This window comes from Sphingomonas horti, from assembly GCF_009753715.1.
Taxonomy (GTDB): Bacteria; Pseudomonadota; Alphaproteobacteria; order Sphingomonadales; family Sphingomonadaceae; genus Sphingomonas_B; species Sphingomonas_B horti.
Map to the genome: position 1 here is coordinate 1 of NZ_WQMS01000009.1, position 17,177 is coordinate 17,177.

General features: G+C 67.2%; 16 protein-coding genes and 2 pseudogenes. 6 read left to right on the top strand and 12 right to left on the bottom strand.

The annotated features are described in order from the left end of the window. Positions 1–1,331, bottom strand: a 1,331-nt coding sequence (locus GON01_RS08375; RefSeq protein WP_408640910.1) for a calcium-binding protein, incomplete at its 3' end; no start/stop codon positions are given. 144 nt (positions 1,332–1,475) lie between these two features. Here GON01_RS08375 and GON01_RS08380 point away from each other — a divergent pair. After that, complete coding sequence (locus tag GON01_RS08380; protein ID WP_157026929.1) at positions 1,476–2,066, top strand: PRC-barrel domain-containing protein; 591 nt, start codon at positions 1,476–1,478, stop codon at positions 2,064–2,066. Here the strand turns inward: GON01_RS08380 and GON01_RS08385 are convergent. The 4 genes and pseudogenes from GON01_RS08385 to mutL all read right to left on the bottom strand — a co-directional run. Next, positions 2,031–2,306, bottom strand: a complete 276-nt coding sequence (locus tag GON01_RS08385) for an acylphosphatase (RefSeq protein WP_157026930.1) — start codon at positions 2,304–2,306, stop codon at positions 2,031–2,033. The genes GON01_RS08380 and GON01_RS08385 overlap by 36 nt on opposite strands. Positions 2,307–2,352: 46 nt before the next feature. Further along, positions 2,353–2,886, bottom strand: a complete 534-nt coding sequence (locus GON01_RS08390) for a hypothetical protein (RefSeq protein ID WP_157026931.1) — start codon at positions 2,884–2,886, stop codon at positions 2,353–2,355. Between the two features lie 99 nt (positions 2,887–2,985). After that, a pseudogene (locus GON01_RS16950) lies at positions 2,986–3,845 on the bottom strand (DNA mismatch repair endonuclease MutL); the annotation flags it as partial. A gap of 1 nt (position 3,846) precedes the next feature. Then, positions 3,847–4,822: pseudogene (mutL, locus tag GON01_RS16955) on the bottom strand (DNA mismatch repair endonuclease MutL); the annotation flags it as partial. Between the two features lie 130 nt (positions 4,823–4,952). Here mutL and GON01_RS08400 point away from each other — a divergent pair. From GON01_RS08400 to rodA, 5 genes are all read left to right on the top strand, one after another. After that, positions 4,953–5,993 (top strand): rod shape-determining protein, encoded by a 1,041-nt coding sequence (locus tag GON01_RS08400; RefSeq protein WP_157026932.1) that lies wholly within the window; start codon positions 4,953–4,955, stop codon positions 5,991–5,993. Positions 5,994–6,063: 70 nt separating this feature from the next. Further along, the gene (gene mreC, locus GON01_RS08405; protein WP_232328743.1) at positions 6,064–6,897 is read left to right on the top strand and encodes a rod shape-determining protein MreC; all 834 of its coding nucleotides are present in this window, start codon (positions 6,064–6,066) and stop codon (positions 6,895–6,897) included. After that, entirely contained in the window at positions 6,894–7,409 is a 516-nt protein-coding gene (gene mreD, locus GON01_RS08410; protein ID WP_157026934.1) for a rod shape-determining protein MreD, read from the top strand. Before mreC ends, mreD begins: the two co-directional genes overlap by 4 nt. Next, positions 7,406–9,391, top strand: a complete 1,986-nt coding sequence (gene mrdA / locus GON01_RS08415) for a penicillin-binding protein 2 (RefSeq protein ID WP_181600074.1) — start codon at positions 7,406–7,408, stop codon at positions 9,389–9,391. Before mreD ends, mrdA begins: the two co-directional genes overlap by 4 nt. Before the next feature lie 47 nt (positions 9,392–9,438). After that, on the top strand, positions 9,439–10,500 hold the full coding sequence (gene rodA, locus GON01_RS08420) for a rod shape-determining protein RodA (RefSeq protein WP_408640912.1): 1,062 nt from the start codon (positions 9,439–9,441) through the stop codon (positions 10,498–10,500). On the opposite strand, the gene GON01_RS08425 is transcribed toward rodA, so the two are convergent. From GON01_RS08425 to GON01_RS08455, 7 genes are all read right to left on the bottom strand, one after another. After that, positions 10,497–11,642, bottom strand: a complete 1,146-nt coding sequence (locus GON01_RS08425) for an ABC transporter permease (protein WP_309503534.1) — start codon at positions 11,640–11,642, stop codon at positions 10,497–10,499. The two genes, rodA and GON01_RS08425, sit on opposite strands and share 4 nt — an antisense overlap. Continuing rightward, complete coding sequence (locus GON01_RS08430) at positions 11,639–12,550, bottom strand: ABC transporter ATP-binding protein (RefSeq protein ID WP_181600076.1); 912 nt, start codon at positions 12,548–12,550, stop codon at positions 11,639–11,641. Before GON01_RS08430 ends, GON01_RS08425 begins: the two co-directional genes overlap by 4 nt. 69 nt (positions 12,551–12,619) lie before the next feature. After that, complete coding sequence (locus tag GON01_RS17335; protein ID WP_157026936.1) at positions 12,620–13,528, bottom strand: winged helix DNA-binding protein; 909 nt, start codon at positions 13,526–13,528, stop codon at positions 12,620–12,622. 47 nt (positions 13,529–13,575) lie between these two features. Then, positions 13,576–15,072 (bottom strand): NAD(P)(+) transhydrogenase (Re/Si-specific) subunit beta, encoded by a 1,497-nt coding sequence (locus GON01_RS08440; protein ID WP_157026937.1) that lies wholly within the window; start codon positions 15,070–15,072, stop codon positions 13,576–13,578. A 113-nt stretch (positions 15,073–15,185) separates the two neighbouring features. Continuing rightward, on the bottom strand, positions 15,186–15,470 hold the full coding sequence (locus GON01_RS08445) for a proton-translocating transhydrogenase family protein (protein ID WP_157026938.1): 285 nt from the start codon (positions 15,468–15,470) through the stop codon (positions 15,186–15,188). Between the two features lie 201 nt (positions 15,471–15,671). Further along, positions 15,672–16,058: a hypothetical protein gene (locus GON01_RS08450; RefSeq protein ID WP_157026939.1), complete on the bottom strand. Its 387-nt coding sequence runs from the start codon at positions 16,056–16,058 to the stop codon at positions 15,672–15,674. Beyond that, positions 16,055–17,176, bottom strand: a complete 1,122-nt coding sequence (locus GON01_RS08455) for an NAD(P) transhydrogenase subunit alpha (RefSeq protein ID WP_157026940.1) — start codon at positions 17,174–17,176, stop codon at positions 16,055–16,057. Before GON01_RS08455 ends, GON01_RS08450 begins: the two co-directional genes overlap by 4 nt. Position 17,177: the final 1 nt, after the last annotated feature.

A 17,177-nucleotide genomic window follows, 5' to 3' on the forward strand; every position in this document is an offset into this window, starting at 1 on the left:
CCCAAGCCGCCGGACGTGCGATCAACACCCGCGCCGCCGTCCAGAATGTCAAAGCCCGATCCCCCGTCCAACACGTCGTCGCCATCGCCGCCATAAAGATGGTCATTGCCGACACTGCCGTAGAGTTGATCGGCGCCGCCCAATCCCTGCAAGGTGTCGTTGCCTTCCTGGCCGACGACGACGTTACCGGAACCATCGCCTGTCAGCATCAGGTCGCCCGCGGCGATCGCCTGAAAGGCCTGAGCGTGAAACTGATCAGTATTTGCATCCTTCCAAACAGTGACGAACCCGCCGTCCGCCAGCGTGCTTATCGATGGCTCAAGCGCGTCATTGAAGGTCAGGGTGGCACCGTTCTGCCGGCCGATGGAATCGAACACTTTGACCTCAAGCGGCCCGGCAGCCGCGGGCTCGAGTGCAACGGCGAACCCACCGTCAGCAAGGCCGGTCACGCTGGTGACAGAGGAGGCCACGGTCGAAAGCGTGAACTCGGAGCCGAATGCAGAACCGTTCGCAGAATAGATTTGACCATGGATTTCGAGTTGCTGCGCCGGAGCCTGCTCGGCCCAGACGAAGATGACGCGGTCGTCAGCAAGCTGATATGTCTGAACCCCTTCGATGTTGGTCAGATTTGTCGCAATCACCTGGGATGGCGACGCATGGCCCTGCGCATCGAAGAAGATGGCTCGAGCGGTATTCTCTCCTTGGACGACATAGGTCGCCACCCAGCCGCCATCAGCGAGCGAGGAGAAATCCGGCCGGGCCAGCAGATTGGACGCTGGGGTGTCGAGGGTCAGAGTCGAGCCGACCAGGTCACCTTGGGCTGAAACATAGTGAGCGCGCAATACGCCCCCATTGTCCAGCCAACCGGCAACCAACCGCCCGTCGGCTAGGGTGGTAACGGTGACGCCGAGGATCGTCGATGCCCCGATGTAGAGCGGCTGGCCGACGACCCCGCCACTGCCATCGTACAAGCGCAGGGCTACGTCGCGATTGTTTGCAGCATCTACGGCATTGTAGTTCGCGTTGTCGGTGCTGAAGACCGCAAAACCGCCATTTTGGAGCGTCGTCGTAGCATAATTGACCGGGTAGCTGTTGGACGGTCCGGTATCGGTGATCAGCTGCAAGGGGTTGGGTGATACCGGGGCAAGGTTCGAGTCGAACACCTGAGCGAACATGTCTCCGTCGAACATTGTTCGATCCGAGTCGGCGCCGATCCAGGTCACACTGAATCCACCGTCCCGAAGGCCGACGACACGCGCCAAACCCTGCCCTCCCTGCACACCAGCAGCAGAGAATTGAAGTTGCGCACCCCGCGCTTGATACTGAGCCATCCCTTTGTTCCCTGTCGACGTCGCGAGCGACCTGTTATTTTCGTCGGCTCAACCGTCCTGACTGGTTCCGGTTCCGTTTCTATCGCGGTTCCGCGCCTTCCTCTGTTGCGGAACAGTCGCGGACGTTGCGGGTTCGCGGCTTCGATGGAGCAACTTGCCAGTTGGATCGCACCGATCGCCACGACGATCGCCGCCTGCATGACGGCCGCCAACGTGGGCACGCGCGTGACCGGCTGGGGGTTCGTCGTGTTCACGATCGGCTCGCTTGCCTGGACCGGCTATGGCGCGACGACCGGCCAGCCCAACCTGGTTTGGCAGAACCTGTTCCTGATCGCGGTCAACCTGGTCGGCGTCTGGCGCTGGCTCGGGCGCCGCGCCCGGCTGGATGAAGGCGCCCGCACGGCGGCGGAAGCAAGCGAACGGCAGCAAGCGCCGACGCTGTTCCCGGTCTCGGCGCTGACCGGCACGCCTCTCCTCTCCCGCACCGGCGAGACGGTCGGCGCCACGGTCGATGCGATGGCGCGCTGCCGCGACGGACATATCGAATATCTTGTCGTCGGCACGGGCGGCGTCGGCGGGCTTGGCGAGACGCTGCACGCGCTTCCGTGGTCGAGCGTCAGCGTCGAACCCGACCGGATCATGACCGAAACGCGGATCGACCGGCTCGAGCCGCTCGATCCCAGCCGCTGGCCGGCCCGGCTAGGCCGTGGACCTGACCTCGAAGCCGGGATCTGAAACGTCTTCCGCAGCCGATTGCTCGACGCTGTCGACCCGGGCCAGCGCGGGTCCCTCCCGCAGCGCCCTGACGAAGCGCGCCAGGGCCAAGTCAGTGCCGCTCGCCACCGCTTCGACGCGGCCGTTGCGCAGATTGCGGACCCAGCCGCAGAGGCCCAGCGCGACCGCCTCCCGCCGTGTCCAGTCGCGATAGCCGACACCCTGGACGCGGCCCGTAATCAGAAGCCGAAGTGCCGGCATGTCCCGTCCTTCGCTGCACCCGGGCGAGCCGGTGCCTTACACTCCGTCAGCCGCCACCAGGCGCCGGAAGCTGGGCCTGGAGCTGCTCGGCGGTCATGCCGATCACCACGCCGTTCGGGCCGGGCGCAAATCCGGATTTCGGCAGCCGCACCATCGCGCCGCTCGCCAGCTTCAAGGTGACCAGGTCGCCTTCGACTGCCTCGATGGTGCCGACCATCGCCCGCTGCCGGTCATGCACCATGGCGCCCGGCTTGAGCAATTCGTCCAGGTTCGCGACGCTCTGCTCAACCTGCGCGTTGAGCTGGCCCTTGGTCATGCTGAAGGTCAAGCCCTTGGGGCGAAACGCAAACGAGTCCTTCGACAGCCGGACCTCATGCTTGTCCGTCTTGAGCACGACATAATTCGGCCCCACCGACGAGATGGTCCCGACCGCAGCTCCGCTCGGATCGATCACCGGGGTGCCGACGACGATCTGCGCCGGGCTCGCCTCGGTCGTTTCGGCAGCCGGCGCGGCCTGGCCGAGGGCAGGGGCGGCGCCGAGACCGCCAACAGCGGCGCACGCAAACAATACGGATTTCATTCCTCTCCTCCTATGGTGAGGAATAACGTTTCGCAGAGCCGGCGGTTCGCTGTCAAAAACTGTCCTTTCGCCGAGCAAGGACGACACGGAATTTCGGCGCTATTTTCGCCCGAACAGCTTCTCCAGGTCGCTTTTCGCCAGCTTCACCCAGGTCGGGCGGCCGTGATTGCATTGACCGCTGTGCGGCGTCACTTCCATTTCGCGGAGCAGCGCGTTCATTTCGGCGACCGAAAGCGCACGGCCGGCGCGCACGCTGCCATGGCACGCCATCGTAGCAGCGACCTGGTCGAGCCGCTCCTTGAGGCTCAACGTCTGCTCGAACGCGGCGAGCTCGTCGGCGAGGTCGCGGACCAGGCCGTGCACGTCGCCATGGCCGAGCAGCGCCGGGGTCGCGCGGACCAGCATCGCGGCCGGGCCGAAGCGCTCCAGCTCCAGGCCGAAGCCAGCAAGTTCGGCCAGACGCGATTCGAGGCGGTCGCAGGCGGGTTCGTCGAGCTCGACCACTTCGGGAAGCAGCAGCGCCTGCGACCGGACGCCGCCATTCGCCGCGGCCGCCTTCATCCGCTCCAGCACCAGCCGCTCGTGTGCGGCGTGCTGGTCGACCAGGATCAGCCCGTCTTCGGCTTCCGCGACGATATAGGTGTTGGCGACCTGCCCCCGTGCGACGCCGAGGGGAAAGGCGCGGTGCTCCGGAGGTTGAGAATAGGCAGGTTCGGCACGCGCTTGCGGGAGGGCGGTGAAGAAGGTGCGGTTGTCGGAGACGCCACCGAAACCCGGCGCTCCGGCGAAGGCCGGAGCCGTGGGCGCGTCCCACGCAGAGCTCCGGCCTTCGCCGGAGCGCGTCTCCGGCGGAAAATGACCAAGCTGCGGTGCCTGCCACCCGCTCAGCACGTCCACCGCCGCCGGCCGCGCGCTGGCATGCCCGGCTTCGTCGAGCGCGCGCCTGAGGCCGCTGACGANCTTCGTCGAGCGCGCGCCTGAGGCCGCTGACGATCAGCCCGCGCACCAGCGCTGGATCGCGAAACCGCACTTCGGTCTTGGCCGGGTGGACGTTCACATCGACATGATCGGCCGGGACCTCCAGGAACAGCGCGACCACCGGGTGCCGGTCGCGGGCAAGCAGGTCGGCATAGGCGCCCCGCACCGCGCCTGCGAGCAGCCGGTCCTTCACTGGCCGGTTGTTGACGAACAGATATTGGTGATCGGCGATGCCGCGGCTGAACGTCGGCAGGCCGGCGACGCCGCCCAGCCGCAGCCCCTCGCGGACCAGATCGACGCCGACGCTGTTATCCGGCAGCTCGCGATCGGTCAGCGCGGCGACCCGCGCCGGCGCGCTGTCACCCGGTGCGACGCCGAGCAGCTTGCGCCCATCATGCTCCAGCGAGAAGCCGATCTCTGGCCGCGCCATCGCCAGCCGCTTCACCGCATCGAGGCAGGCCGCATATTCGGCACGGATCGAGCGCAGGAATTTGCGCCGCGCCGGCACTCGCTCGAACAGCCCTTCGACACGAACCCGCGTTCCGGGCGGCAGCGCCGCCGGCCCCTCCCCCACCACCTCGCCATTGTCGACCGAGAGCGACCAGCCGTCTGCGCCCCGCACCCGGCTTTCGAGCGTCAGGCGCGCCACGCTCGCGATCGAGGGCAATGCCTCGCCGCGAAAGCCAAGCGTCGTTACTGCCTCGATCGCGTCGTCCGGAAGCTTCGACGTCGCGTGCCGCTCCAGCGCCAGCCGCATCTCGTCGGGGGCCATGCCGCAGCCGTCATCGACGACCTCGATCAAATCGATCCCGCCGCCGCCCAGTCGCACCCCGATTCGGGTCGCGCCGGCGTCGATCGCGTTCTCGATCAGCTCCTTCAGCGCGCTGGCCGGTCTTTCGACCACTTCACCGGCGGCGATCCTGTTGACGAGGTGAGAAGGCAGGCGCCGTATTGACATGGTGAACGCTCTAGCCCAAGCGGCCGCATCCCGCGACCCGGCGCTCACGAAAAATCAAGCTAAGTGTGGTTCCCGTAAGGCCGCTGGCGGGTATAGTGCCCCAGGGATTCTGTTTCAGAGCGGGACGAAAATGCTCTTTTCGCGTTTCTTCAAATTCATGTCGCATGACATGGCGATCGATCTCGGCACCGCGAACACGGTCGTCTATCTGCGCGGGCGCGGCATCGTCCTGAACGAGCCGTCGGTCGTCGCGATCGAAACGATCAACGGCGTCAAGAAAGTGAAGGCGGTCGGCGACGACGCCAAGCTGATGATGGGCAAGACGCCCGGCAGCATCGAGGCGATCCGGCCGCTTCGCGACGGCGTGATCGCGGACATCGACGTCGCCGAGCAGATGATCAAGCACTTCATCCACAAGGTGCACGGGCAGCGGCGCTTCCCGCGCTGGCCGGAGATCGTGATCTGCGTGCCCTCGGGCTCGACCAGTGTCGAGCGCCGCGCGATCCGCGATGCGGCGTCGAACGCGGGCGCTTCGCAGGTGTGGCTGATCGAGGAGCCGATGGCGGCCGCAATCGGCGCCGACATGCCGGTAACCGAGCCGATCGGGTCGATGGTCGTCGATATCGGCGGCGGCACCACCGAAGTCGCGGTGCTCAGCCTGCGCGGCCTCGCCTACACTACCTCGGTGCGGGTCGGCGGCGACAAGATGGACGAGGCGATCGCCTCCTATGTCCGCCGCAACCACAACCTGCTGATCGGCGAAGCTACGGCCGAGCGGATCAAGAAGGACGTCGGCACCGCCAAGCCGCCCGCGGACGGCATCGGCAAGACGATCCAGATCAAGGGTCGCGACCTGGTCAACGGCGTGCCCAAGGAAATCGAGATCAACCAGGGCCAGATCGCCGAGGCGCTGTCGGAGCCGGTCGGCACCATTATAGAGGGTGTGCGCATCGCGCTGGAAAACACCGCGCCGGAGCTCGCTGCCGACATCGTCGACCAGGGCATCGTCATCACCGGCGGCGGGGCGCTGCTGGAAGGGCTGGACGAAGTGTTGCGCGACGAAACCGGGCTGCCGGTCACCGTTGCCGACGATCCGCTGACCTGCGTCGCTCTCGGCACCGGCCGCGCACTCGAGGACCCGGTGTTCCGGGGCGTCCTGCTGACCGCCTGACAACGGGGAGGCCCGCTTGGCGCGCCCTTCCAACCGCAGGCCCGGATATTCACGCCGGGCGCAATACGGATTGTTCTTCGGCTACGTCACTGCCGTGTCGGGCGCGGCGGTCGCGCTGCTGCTGCTGATCCTCTCGGCCGTGGATCCGAACGGCTTCGGCGCGCTGAAGGGAGCGATCAGCGACGCGACGCTGCCGATCACATCGGCGGGGCGCTGGGCCGTGGACCGGTCCAGCGACGCGGGCGGGACCATCGGCTCCTATGTCAATGCGGCGGGCCAGGTCCGGGAGCTCCAGGCGGAAGCCAAGGCGAACCAGACCAGACTTATCGAAGCGCGCGCGCTGGCGTTCGAGAATGCGCGGCTGAAGCGGCTGCTCGGCATCACCGAGCGCGGCGCGAAGCCAGTCGCGGTCGCGCGGCTGGTGAGCTCCACCGGATCCAGCATCCGCCGCTACGCCATATTGAACGCCGGCTACCTGGACGGCGTCCGCAACGGGATGCCGGTGCGGGGCCCGGGCGGGCTGGTCGGCCGCATCGCGAGCGCCGGCGCGGTCAGCGCCCGCGTCGCGCTGATCACTGACGGCGGCACGATCGTTCCCGTGCGTCGCGTGCCCGACGGAACGCCGGCGATCGCGACCGGCACCGGTGACGGGTTGATCGACATTCGCGCGCTTGGCGCCGAGAACATCACGTTCAAGCGCGGCGACGTGTTCGTGACCTCCGGCGCGGGCGGCGTGTACCCGCCCAACGTGCCCGTCGCGATCATCGCGCGAACCACCCGGGAAAGCTTCCTTGCGCTGCCGGTCGCGGATCCCGCGGCGCTGGATTTCGCGATCGTCGAGCCTCCCTACCAGCCGCAGGTCGAGATCCAGCGGCGGGTGCTGCCGCCCGCGCCCGGCCAATGAGCCGCAGCCTCACCTATCGCGGCTACCAGCCGGTGCTGAGCGTCAAGGCGCGCGCGGTCCCGATCGTCTCGACCATGGCCGGGTCGCTCGTGCCGGCGTTGCTGCCGATGATCGCGCAGGCGCCGGTGGTGCCGCCGTTCGGGCTGATGGTGCTGCTCGCCTGGCGCCTGCTGCGCCCGGGCTTCTGGGCGGTATGGGCGCCGCTGCCGCTCGGCTTCTTCGACGACCTCATAAGCGGGCAGCCGGTCGGCAGCGCGATGCTGTGCTGGACGCTCGCCTTCCTGGCGATCGAAGCCTCTGAGCGGTCGGTGCTGTGGCGCGACTACGTGCAGGATTGGCTGGTCGCCGCGGCCGCGATCACGGCCTGTCTGCTGGCGGGCTATTTTCTTGCCCTGTTCGCGGGCGGCGCAGCGCCTATCTTGGCGATCATGCCTCAAATCCTTGCATCCACGCTTCTTTTTCCCGCGGTCGCACGCCTGTGCGCGCGGCTCGACGCCTGGCGCCTGCGGTGAAACGGCCGAAGAAAGTCGTCACCGAAGCGAGCCAGAGCTTCACCTTCACCCGCCGCGCGCTGCTGCTGGGCGGGATTCAGGGTGGTGTCGGCGCGCTGCTGGCCGGCCGCCTCGCCTGGTTGTCGATCGCGGAGAACGAACGCTACGCCCTGCTGTCGGAGAGCAACCGCGTCAATCTGACGCTGATCCCGCCCAGGCGCGGCTGGATCGTCGACCGGAACGGCAAACCGATCGCCATCAACCGAACCGATTTCCGGGTCGACCTGATCCCCGACCGGATCGTGGACAAGGACAAGGTGCTCGGCGACCTCCAGGCGCTGCTGCAGCTGCCGGACGAGGAAATGGAGCGCATTCGCGACGATCTGGAAGAAGCGCAGGGGTTCAAGCCGGTCCAGGTCGCCGAAGACCTCGACTGGGAAAAATTCGCGGCCGTCAGCGTGCGGCTGAACGAATTGCCCGGCGTGTCGCCCATGCGCGGCTATTCGCGCTTCTACCCCGATGGCGCGGCGGTCGGCCACCTGGTCGGCTATGTCGGCGCTGCCTCCGCCAAGCAATATGACGAAACCAAGGACCCGCTGCTGATCACGCCCGGCTTCAAGGTGGGCAAGGACGGGCTCGAGAAGACGATGGAGCCGATGCTGCGCGGCACGCCCGGCGCCAAGCGCGTCGAGGTCACCGCCCGCGGCAAGCTGGTCAAGGAACTGACCACACGCAGCGACATTCCCGGCAATACCCTGAAGCTGACGATCGATGCCGGCCTGCAGGCCTATGCGGCACGGCGGCTCGGCACGAACTCCGGCTCGGTGGTCGTGATCGACGTCGCGACGGGCGGCCTGCTCGCCTTCGTCTCGATGCCTTCCTACGATCCGAACAGCTTTTCCGACGGCATCAGCCGCGACGAATGGAAGATGCTGTCGGACGACGATCACATTCCCCTGATGAACAAGGCCGTGCTCGGCCTCTATCCGCCGGGTTCGACGGTCAAGCCGATGAATGCGCTCGCGCTGCTTGAGGCCGGTGTCGATCCGAATGACCGCGTCGTCTGTTCGGGTGCGATGCGCGTCGGCAGCGGCGTGTTTCATTGCCATAAGCGGGGCGGGCACGGCCCGCTCGACATGAAACATGCGGTCATGCAGAGCTGCGACATCTATTTTTACGAGATGGTGCGGCGGCTCGGCTATGATCGCGTCGCCCCGGTCGCGCGGGCGATGGGGCTGGGTCAGGAATTCGAGCTGCCGCTGCCTTCGCAGCGTTACGGCACCGTCCCGGACAGCAGCTGGAAGCTGCGAAAATACAAGCAGAAATGGACCGTCGCGGACTCGCTGAACGCGTCGATCGGCCAAGGTTATGTGCTGGTCAATCCGCTCCAGATGGCAGTGATGGCGGCACGGCTCGCGTGCGGGCGCCAGCTGCTTCCATCCTTTTTCCACGGCCATGGCAAGCCGGCTGCCGCCCTTCCGTATACTGCGGAGCATTTCGCGCTCGTGCGCGACGCCATGTATGGCGTGGTGAATGAGGGCGGCACCGGTGGTGCGGCGCGGATGCAGGTGTCTGGCGTTGCCCTGGCCGCGAAGACCGGCACCGCCCAGGTGCGGCGGATCACGATGGCGGAGCGGGCGGGCGGCGTGCTCAGCAATGCGGCGCTGCCGTTCCGGATGCGCGACCATGCGCATTTCATCTGCTTCGCGCCGGCCGATAATCCTCGCTACGCAGCAGCGGTCGTACTGGAACATGGCGGCCACACGGTGCGCAACCTGGACACGCCGCTGACCGGCCGCGACATCATGACCTATCTGTTCGACCGAGAGCGCGCGATGCGGAGCCTGCTAGAGGTCGAGCCGACCTGGGGCGGCGACATCGCCACTCGGATGGCGGCCAAGGCCGAGGCATGGAAGCTGGCCAAGGCGACGCCCGGCCCGCTGCCCACCTCCACGCCGACACCCGCCGACCCGGGCGCCAACGCCGCGGCGGCGATCGATTGAAGCAGGGCGGCATCATTCCGGCGCCGCTTGCGGCGCTCCCCTGGGGCATGCTGCTGCTGGTGCTCGCGATCGGCGGCTTCGGCCTTGTCGTGCTCTACTCGGCGGCCGGGGGCAGCCTGACGCCCTGGGCTTTCGGCCAGGGCGTGCGCTTCCTGATGTTCCTCGGCATGGCGATCGTTCTGTCGCGCGTGCCCGAGAGCGCCTGGAAGGCCATTACTTTCCCTATCTATGGCGTCCTGGTGCTGGCCCTGATCGGCGTCGAGGCGATCGGCGGGATCAGCGGCGGCAGCCAGCGCTGGCTGGATCTGGGCATCATTCGCCTTCAGCCATCCGAAATGATGAAGCCGGCGATCGTCCTCGCGGTCGCCCGATTCTATGGCATGCTGCCGGCCGGGCAGCTTCGGACGATTCACGCGATCTGGCCGGCGGCGCTGCTGATCGGTGTGCCCGCCGGATTGGTGATGCTCCAACCCGATCTCGGGACCGCGTTGATGATCACCTTCGGCGGGCTCACGGTCACCTTTCTCGCCGGCCTGCCGCTGCGGCTCTATGTCGGCTCCGCGCTTGCTGCCGCCGCGGCGGCGCCGATCGCGTTCGGTCTGATGCACGATTATCAGCGCAACCGCGTGCTGATATTCCTCAACCCCGAAAGCGATCCGCTCGGCAAAGGCTATCACATCAGCCAGTCCAAGATCGCGATCGGCTCGGGCGGGCTGTTCGGCAAGGGCTTCCTGCAGGGCACCCAGAGCCGGCTCGACTATCTGCCGGAGCGCCAGACCGACTTCGTGTTCGCGACGATGACCGAGGAATGGGGTCTGGTCGGCGGGCTGTTCCTGATCTTCGCCTTTTTCCTGCTGATCCGCTGGGGCATGCAGGTGGCGCACAATGCCCGCAGCAAATACGCGCGCCTGACCGCCGCGGGGCTGGCGACGACCATCTTCTTCTACGTCGGCATCAACCTGATGATGGTGATGGGGCTGGCGCCAGTGGTCGGCATTCCGCTGCCGCTGGTCAGCTATGGCGGGTCGGCGGTGATGACGGTGATGATCTGCATCGGCATCCTGATGTCGATCGATCGCGAATCCCGGCGCGGCCGGCGGCTGCCCTAGGCTCGGCGGCCGCCTCCGGACTTGAGCACGCCGCGCCGGAACAGGCGCGCCGCGACCGTGACCGTCACGCCGAGCCAGAAGATCTGCCACGCGAAGGCCAGGACGTGCTGCCACCCCGGAACGCCGATCGCGGCGCGGCCGGCCATCGCGAACGGAGAGCTGAACGGAAACGCCGCCGCGATCACGCCCAGCGTCGAATCCGGTGCCCCGGCGCCGGCGCTCGCCAGCGCGAACATGCCGACCTGAAAGATCGTGACCGGCAGCGACAGCATCTGGATTTCGCGCATCGTCCCGGCCTGCGCCCCGACCCCCAGGAACACCGCGCCCAGCAGCAGAAAGCACAGCATGAAATAGCCGAGGAACAGCAGCACGAAGCTGACCAATGAGGTGGCGGGCGCGATCGCGTCGAAGCTGAAGCCGCCCAGCCCGCCGAACGCAGCGATGGCCGCGACGCTGCCCCAGAACAAGGTGAACAGCAGCGCGACGCCCAGCATGCCGATCAGCTTGCCCAGGAAAACGGCTTCCAGCGGCACCGCCGCCGCGAGGATTTCGATGACCTTGTTGTTCCGTTCCTCGGCCAGCATGCTGATTGCCTGGCTGGCGAGCAGCAGCGACAGGAAGAACATCGCGAAGACGGCGCCGAAGGCCGCCGCATTGCGGGAGTGGACGCCGGGCCCGCGCGTCGCCACCGACATGGTCCGAAGCTCCGGCTGCGCACCCGACGCGGCGCCGGCCAGCAGCGCCAGATAATCCGCGTCGCGCGCGCCCTTCGCGGCATGGAACACTTGCCCGTCGGACAGGACGGCCGAGACATCGTCACGGCCGAGCAGAGCGCGCACCTGCCCGGCCGAGTCCGGCTGCGGCGCTTCGAAGGACACCGGCGGCGGCCCGGGGTCGGTGCCAGAGACCCGCCGCAATCGCTGCTCGGCCGCGCGCAGGTCGGGCAGCGCCTCGGGCGCGGCGATGACGACCGCGCGCGCCCGGCTGCCTTCGACGACGTGCACGGCGCCCAGGCTGCCGATCGTTGCGACCGCGAGCATGAACAAGGGCGCCAGCAGGAAGATCAGGAAGGTTGGCGTCAGCACGATCGCGCTGAAATCGCGGCGCGCGATCACCAGCGCCTGGGCGAAGAAGCGCGTCACGCTTCGGCCTCCCCTTCCCGCACCAGCTTGACGAATGCTTCGTGCAGTCCCGGCCGCTCGATCGACAGCCCCGCGACCCCGTGTCCCGTCTCGATCAGCCGCGCCAGCACCGGCTCGATGCCTTCGGGCGGGACTTCGAACTCGAAGCCATCGCCCAGGGCTACGGCATCGGCCGGCAGGAAGCTGCGCGTGTCGCCATTGCCGGAGCGCGGCACCAGGTGCGCGCGCATCGGCAGCAGCGCGCGCGCCTCGTCGACCGTGCCTTCGAACCGGCGCTTGCCGCCGGCGATGATCGCGATCCGCTCGCAGAGGCGCTGCGCATGGGCCATCACGTGCGTTGAAAACAGGATCGTGGCGCCGCGATCACGCTCCGCCAGGATCAGCGCCTCCAGCTTTTCCTGATTGACCGGATCAAGGCCGGAAAACGGCTCGTCGAGCACCAGCAATTCGGGCCGGTGCACCATCGATCCGAGCAATTGGACCAGCTGCGCCATCCCCTTGGACAGCGCGCGGATCTTTTCCCCTGCCGCGGTGCCGAGCCCGGCCGCCTCCAGCATCTCCACCCCGCGCCGCCGCGCCTCTGCCCAGTCGAGCCCGCGCAGGGCCCCCATGAAGGCGATCGCCTCGCGCGCCTTCATCGACGGATAGAGACCGCGTTCTTCCGGCAGATAGCCGATGCGATCGCTCACCTCGCGCGGGCGCGATGCGCCGAGCACGTTCCGCTCGCCCGCATCCGGATCAATGATGCCGAGCAGCAGCCGCAGCGTCGTGGTCTTGCCCGCTCCGTTCGGCCCGAGCACGCCGTAGATGCAGCCGCGCGGGACCGCCAGGTCGACGCCGGCAACGGCCAGCTTGTGCCCGAATCGCTTCTCAAGGCCAGTCGCGGTCAGGGCGTGGTCGGAAGGCACCGCCGCTCAAGGCCCGGAACCGGCGCTGGCGTCAAGGTCCGTGCGACGCCAAAGAAGGTTCATGGATTTTCATATTAGCAGCCCCATCTGGCGGGCGGCGCGGAAATAGGCGGCGAGCGCCTCGGCCGCCGCGTCCGAGAGCTCGATGAAGACGCGCCGCCCGTCCGCGGGGTCGGCGCGGCGCGCGAACAGGCCTTGTTCGGTCAGCGCCCGGATCCAGCGCAGCGCCGTGGTCGCCGGCACGGCCGCGGCGATGCACAGGCTGGAAACCGCCACCCGGCTCTGCTCCAGCCGCGCCGCCATCAGATCGAGCAGCATGTCCCAGGCCGGATCGGCAAAGAGCTCGCGGGCAAAGAATTGATCGCGGAGCCGGCGGATGCGGATCAGGTTGCGCACGCTGTCCGCGTCGATCTCCGCTTCCCCGTCGGCGTCGGGCGGCGCGCCCTGCGGCAAATAGCCGGCGGACCGGGCGGAGTCGGTCAGGTCGGCGAGCGCGCCGGCGATCCGCGCGACTTCCTCGCTCAACCGGCGCAGGCGCTCCGCCTCCGCTTCGACGCTGCGGTCGTGGACCTTGTGCCGGCGGCGGGCGAGCGCGAGGGCGAGCGCGGCCGCACGTTCCTCGGCTCCGGCATCGCACAGCAGGGTGATCCCCGGGCCCTCTACGCGCGCCCAGACCTCGTCGATCAGCGAATGCGGCATCGAAAGCACAGCGGCGGCAGCGCCGTCGCGCGTTGCCTGATCGGTCCAGTCGAGCAGCCGATCGTACGACCCGGCGGGTCCGTCGCACAGCTCGATATAGACCGTATCGACATTGGCCTGCCGGCCCAGCCGGTCGAGCGCATCCGCGACCGGTTCGGCGCCGATCACTCGCGCACCGATGCCGCGCGCCGCCGCCGCAGCTGCGGCCCGGTCATGTTCGCGATCGGCGAAGATCAATATGGAGGGTTCGGTTCCCCAGCCCGCGATTGCCTCGGCCACCCCGTTCACCTTTCGACGCTCACCCGCTCGATCCGGAGACGCAGCGATCAGTCGAGCGCCTTGACGATTTCCTCGACCATCTTCTTGGCGTCCGCGAGCAGCATCATCGTGTTGTCGCGATAGAACAGCTCATTATCGACGCCGGCATAGCCGACGCCGCCCATCGAGCGCTTCACGAACAGCACGGTCTTGGCCTTCTCGACGTCCAGCACCGGCATTCCGTAGATCGGCGAGCTCTTGTCGGTCTTCGCGGCAGGGTTGGTGACGTCGTTCGCTCCGATCACGAACGCGACGTCGGCCTGCGCGAACTCGGAGTTGATGTCCTCCAGCTCGAAGACTTCGTCATAAGGCACGTTCGCTTCGGCCAGCAGCACGTTCATGTGCCCCGGCATGCGCCCTGCGACCGGATGGATCGCGTATTTGACGGTCACGCCCTTCTCTTTCAGCTGGTCGGCCATCTCACGGAGCGCGTGCTGCGCCTGCGCCACCGCCATGCCGTAGCCGGGGACGATGATGACCAGCTCGGCCTGCTCCATCAGGAAGGCGGCGTCCTCGGCGGAGCCGCGCTTCCACGGCCGGTCAATCGCCTGACCGCCGCCGCTCGTGTCCGCGACGGCGCCGAAGCCGCCGGCGATCACGCTGATGAAGCTGCGGTTCATCGCCCGGCACATGATGTAGCTGAGGATCGCGCCCGAGCTGCCGACCAGCGCGCCGGTGATGATCATGGCGGTGTTGCCGAGCGTGAAGCCCATCGCCGCCGCCGCCCAGCCCGAATAGCTGTTCAGCATCGACACCACGACCGGCATGTCCGCGCCGCCGATCGGGATGATCAGCAGGAAACCGATCAGGAAGCTGAGTGCGGTGACGGTCCAGAACACCCAGCCCGACTGGTCGGTGGTGAAATAGGCGATCAAGCCGATGATCGCCGCCAGAGTGCCGAGATTGATGATGTGGCGGCCGGGCAGCAGGATCGGCGCGCCGGACATGTTGCCGTTCAGCTTCAGGAACGCGATCACCGAGCCCGAGAAGGTGATCGCGCCGATCGCAACGCCCAGCCCCATTTCGATCCGGCTGACTGGGAAGATGCTGACGATGTTCGGCCCCGCGATCGGGGTGATGACGCTCGCGATGTGAAACGCCTGCGGATTCAGGAACGCCGCCGCCGCCACGAGCACCGCCGCGAGGCCGACCAGCGAGTGGAAGGCCGCGACCAATTGGGGCATCGCGGTCATCGCGATCCGGCGCGCGACGACGAGGCCGATCCCCGCTCCGATGGCAATGGCGATAAGGATTTCGATCAGGCTTGCCGGGTCGAATTCAAGCGTCGAGGTCAACGCGCGCGGCTCGGTGAACGTCAGGTCGAAGCCGAGGCCGTGAACGATCAGCGTCGTCACCACGGCAATCGCCATGCCGGCCATGCCGAACCGGTTGCCGCGCCGCGACGAAGCCGGGCTCGACAAGCCCCGCAGCGCAAGGATGAAGCAGACGCCCGCGATCAGATAGGCAAGCGCGACCCAGGGATTGACCGGTACGACCTCATGCATGCGTTAACGTTCCCCCAGGCTCGTCATTGCGAGGAGCGGAGCGACGAGGCAATCCACCGCCCCGCGCGCCGCGCTTGATTGCTTCGCTCCGCTCGCAATGACGGAGCGGTCCATCACCGGTCCTTCTTCTTGTACATGGCGAGCATCCGCGCCGTGACGGCGAAGCCGCCGAAGATGTTGACGCTCGCCAGCGCGACCGCGACCAGCCCCAGCCATTTCGCGACCGATCCGCCCAGCGTCGCCGCCGCCGCGATCAGCGCGCCGACGATGATGACCGACGAAATCGCGTTCGTGACCGCCATCAACGGCGTGTGCAACGCCGGCGTCACCGACCAGACGACGTAATAGCCGACGAACACAGCCAGCACGAAGATCGACAGGATCGATATGAAGTCCATCAGTCCAGCCCCGAATGTTCCGAATGTTCGCAGTGGCCATGAGCCCTTGCCGCTTCCCCCGAACGAGCGCCTCGCCCGCAGGATCGATCGTCACCCCACGCCGCACTCTGCCGAAGAAATGCGATGTAGGACAGCCTCAAGTTCTGAGCCGCTCGCGGACGGCCGCCGCGAGCACGAAGATCGAGCGGAAAGAGATGAAGGTCATGGACGCTTCCCCGCGATGCCCAAAGTCTTCTCGAGCGCTTGGATATCAGCCTCATAGATTTTGCGCCGCTCTGACAAGGTTGTCGCGCGTTGGTCCAAGCAAGCCTCTGGAATCACGACGCCTAAATCCTGTGCCATGTCGTCGCCATATTGTTCCTGCAACGCTGCTCTGATCCTTTCCCAGCGCACCGAGTTCTTGCTACGGAAGCGACGCGCCTCTATGCTGTTGGTATCGCAAGGGTTGCGGGCAGATGCTGCCATAAAATCAAAGCTGACAGCCGCGACTTGCGATCTAACCTCGCGATTGGATGGATTCTGGGCTGCAGAGCCATCCGCGCCCATATAACTCAACACCACAATGCCGAAGGTGCCGAGCCAGTTCACCCCAACAGCCTTGCGTTCACCACCTGCCCGCCCTTTGTCAGGCGGATCGCGTCGCCGATTTCGTCGTCGACTTGGGGCAGGCCGCCTTCCTTGTCCCAGAAGCCGCTGAGGAAATTGAACAGGTTGCGGGCGAACAGTGCTGAGGCGTCAGCTGCAAGGCGCGACGGCACGTTGCGGTGGCCGACGATCTTGACGCCGTGGCGCTCGACCACTTCGCCGGCGACCGCGCCTTCGACATTGCCGCCCTGTTCCACCGCGAGGTCGACGATGACGCTGCCGGGCTTCATCGTCGCGACCTGCGCGTCGGTGATCAGCCGTGGCGCGGGGCGGCCGGGGATCAGCGCTGTGGTGATGACAATGTCCTGCCTGGCGATGTGGCCGGAGACCAATTCGGCCTGCGCCATCTGGTATTCCTCCGACATTTCGGTCGCGTAGCCGCCCGAGCCCTCGCCTTCGATGCCCGCGACGTTCTCGACGAAGATCGGCTTGGCGCCCAGCGACAGGATCTGTTCCTTGGTCGCGCTGCGCACGTCGGTCGCGGAGACCTGCGCGCCCAGCCGCCTGGCGGTCGCGATCGCCTGCAGGCCGGCGACGCCGACCCCCATCACGAACAGCTTCGCGGCCGAGATGGTCCCGGCCGCAGTCATCATCATCGGGAAGGCGCGGCCATATTCGGCGGCGGCGTCCAGCACCGCCTTATAGCCGGACAGGTTCGACTGCGAAGACAGGATATCCATGGATTGGGCGCGGGTGATGCGCGGCATGAACTCCATCGCTAACGCTTCGAGGCCCCGTGCCGCATAGGCGTCGACGCGGGCGCGTTCGCCGAACGGGTTCAGACCGGCGACGAGCCAGGCGCCCTGCTTCGCGCCGGAGAGACTCTGCGGCGGCGGGCCCTGCACGCCCAGGATGATGTCGGCATCGCGAAGCACGTCCGCGCGCGGGCCGGTAGTCGCGCCCGCGGCCTGATAATCGGCGTCGGAGACCGACGCGCTGACGCCCGCCCCGGCTTCCACCGCGACCGTCGCGCCCAGGCCGATATATTTCCTGACCGTCTCCGGCGTGGCGGAAACGCGCCGCTCGCCGTCCGCTAGCTCCTTAAGGACGGCGATCTTCATT

Excerpts from the sequence above, each read along its gene's own strand:
- rodA (WP_408640912.1), top strand. The coding sequence starts at position 9,439 with ATGCTGCTGCTGGTGCTCGCGATCGGCGGCTTCGGCCTTGTCGTGCTC.
- GON01_RS08385 (WP_157026930.1), bottom strand. The coding sequence starts at position 2,306 with ATGCCGGCACTTCGGCTTCTGATTACGGGCCGCGTCCAGGGTGTCGGC.
- GON01_RS08455 (WP_157026940.1), bottom strand. The coding sequence starts at position 17,176 with ATGAAGATCGCCGTCCTTAAGGAGCTAGCGGACGGCGAGCGGCGCGTT.
- GON01_RS08445 (WP_157026938.1), bottom strand. The coding sequence starts at position 15,470 with ATGGACTTCATATCGATCCTGTCGATCTTCGTGCTGGCTGTGTTCGTC.
- GON01_RS08380 (WP_157026929.1), top strand. The coding sequence starts at position 1,476 with ATGGAGCAACTTGCCAGTTGGATCGCACCGATCGCCACGACGATCGCC.
- mreD (WP_157026934.1), top strand. The coding sequence starts at position 6,894 with ATGAGCCGCAGCCTCACCTATCGCGGCTACCAGCCGGTGCTGAGCGTC.
- GON01_RS08400 (WP_157026932.1), top strand. The coding sequence starts at position 4,953 with ATGCTCTTTTCGCGTTTCTTCAAATTCATGTCGCATGACATGGCGATC.
- GON01_RS08390 (WP_157026931.1), bottom strand. The coding sequence starts at position 2,886 with ATGAAATCCGTATTGTTTGCGTGCGCCGCTGTTGGCGGTCTCGGCGCC.
- GON01_RS08440 (WP_157026937.1), bottom strand. The coding sequence starts at position 15,072 with ATGCATGAGGTCGTACCGGTCAATCCCTGGGTCGCGCTTGCCTATCTG.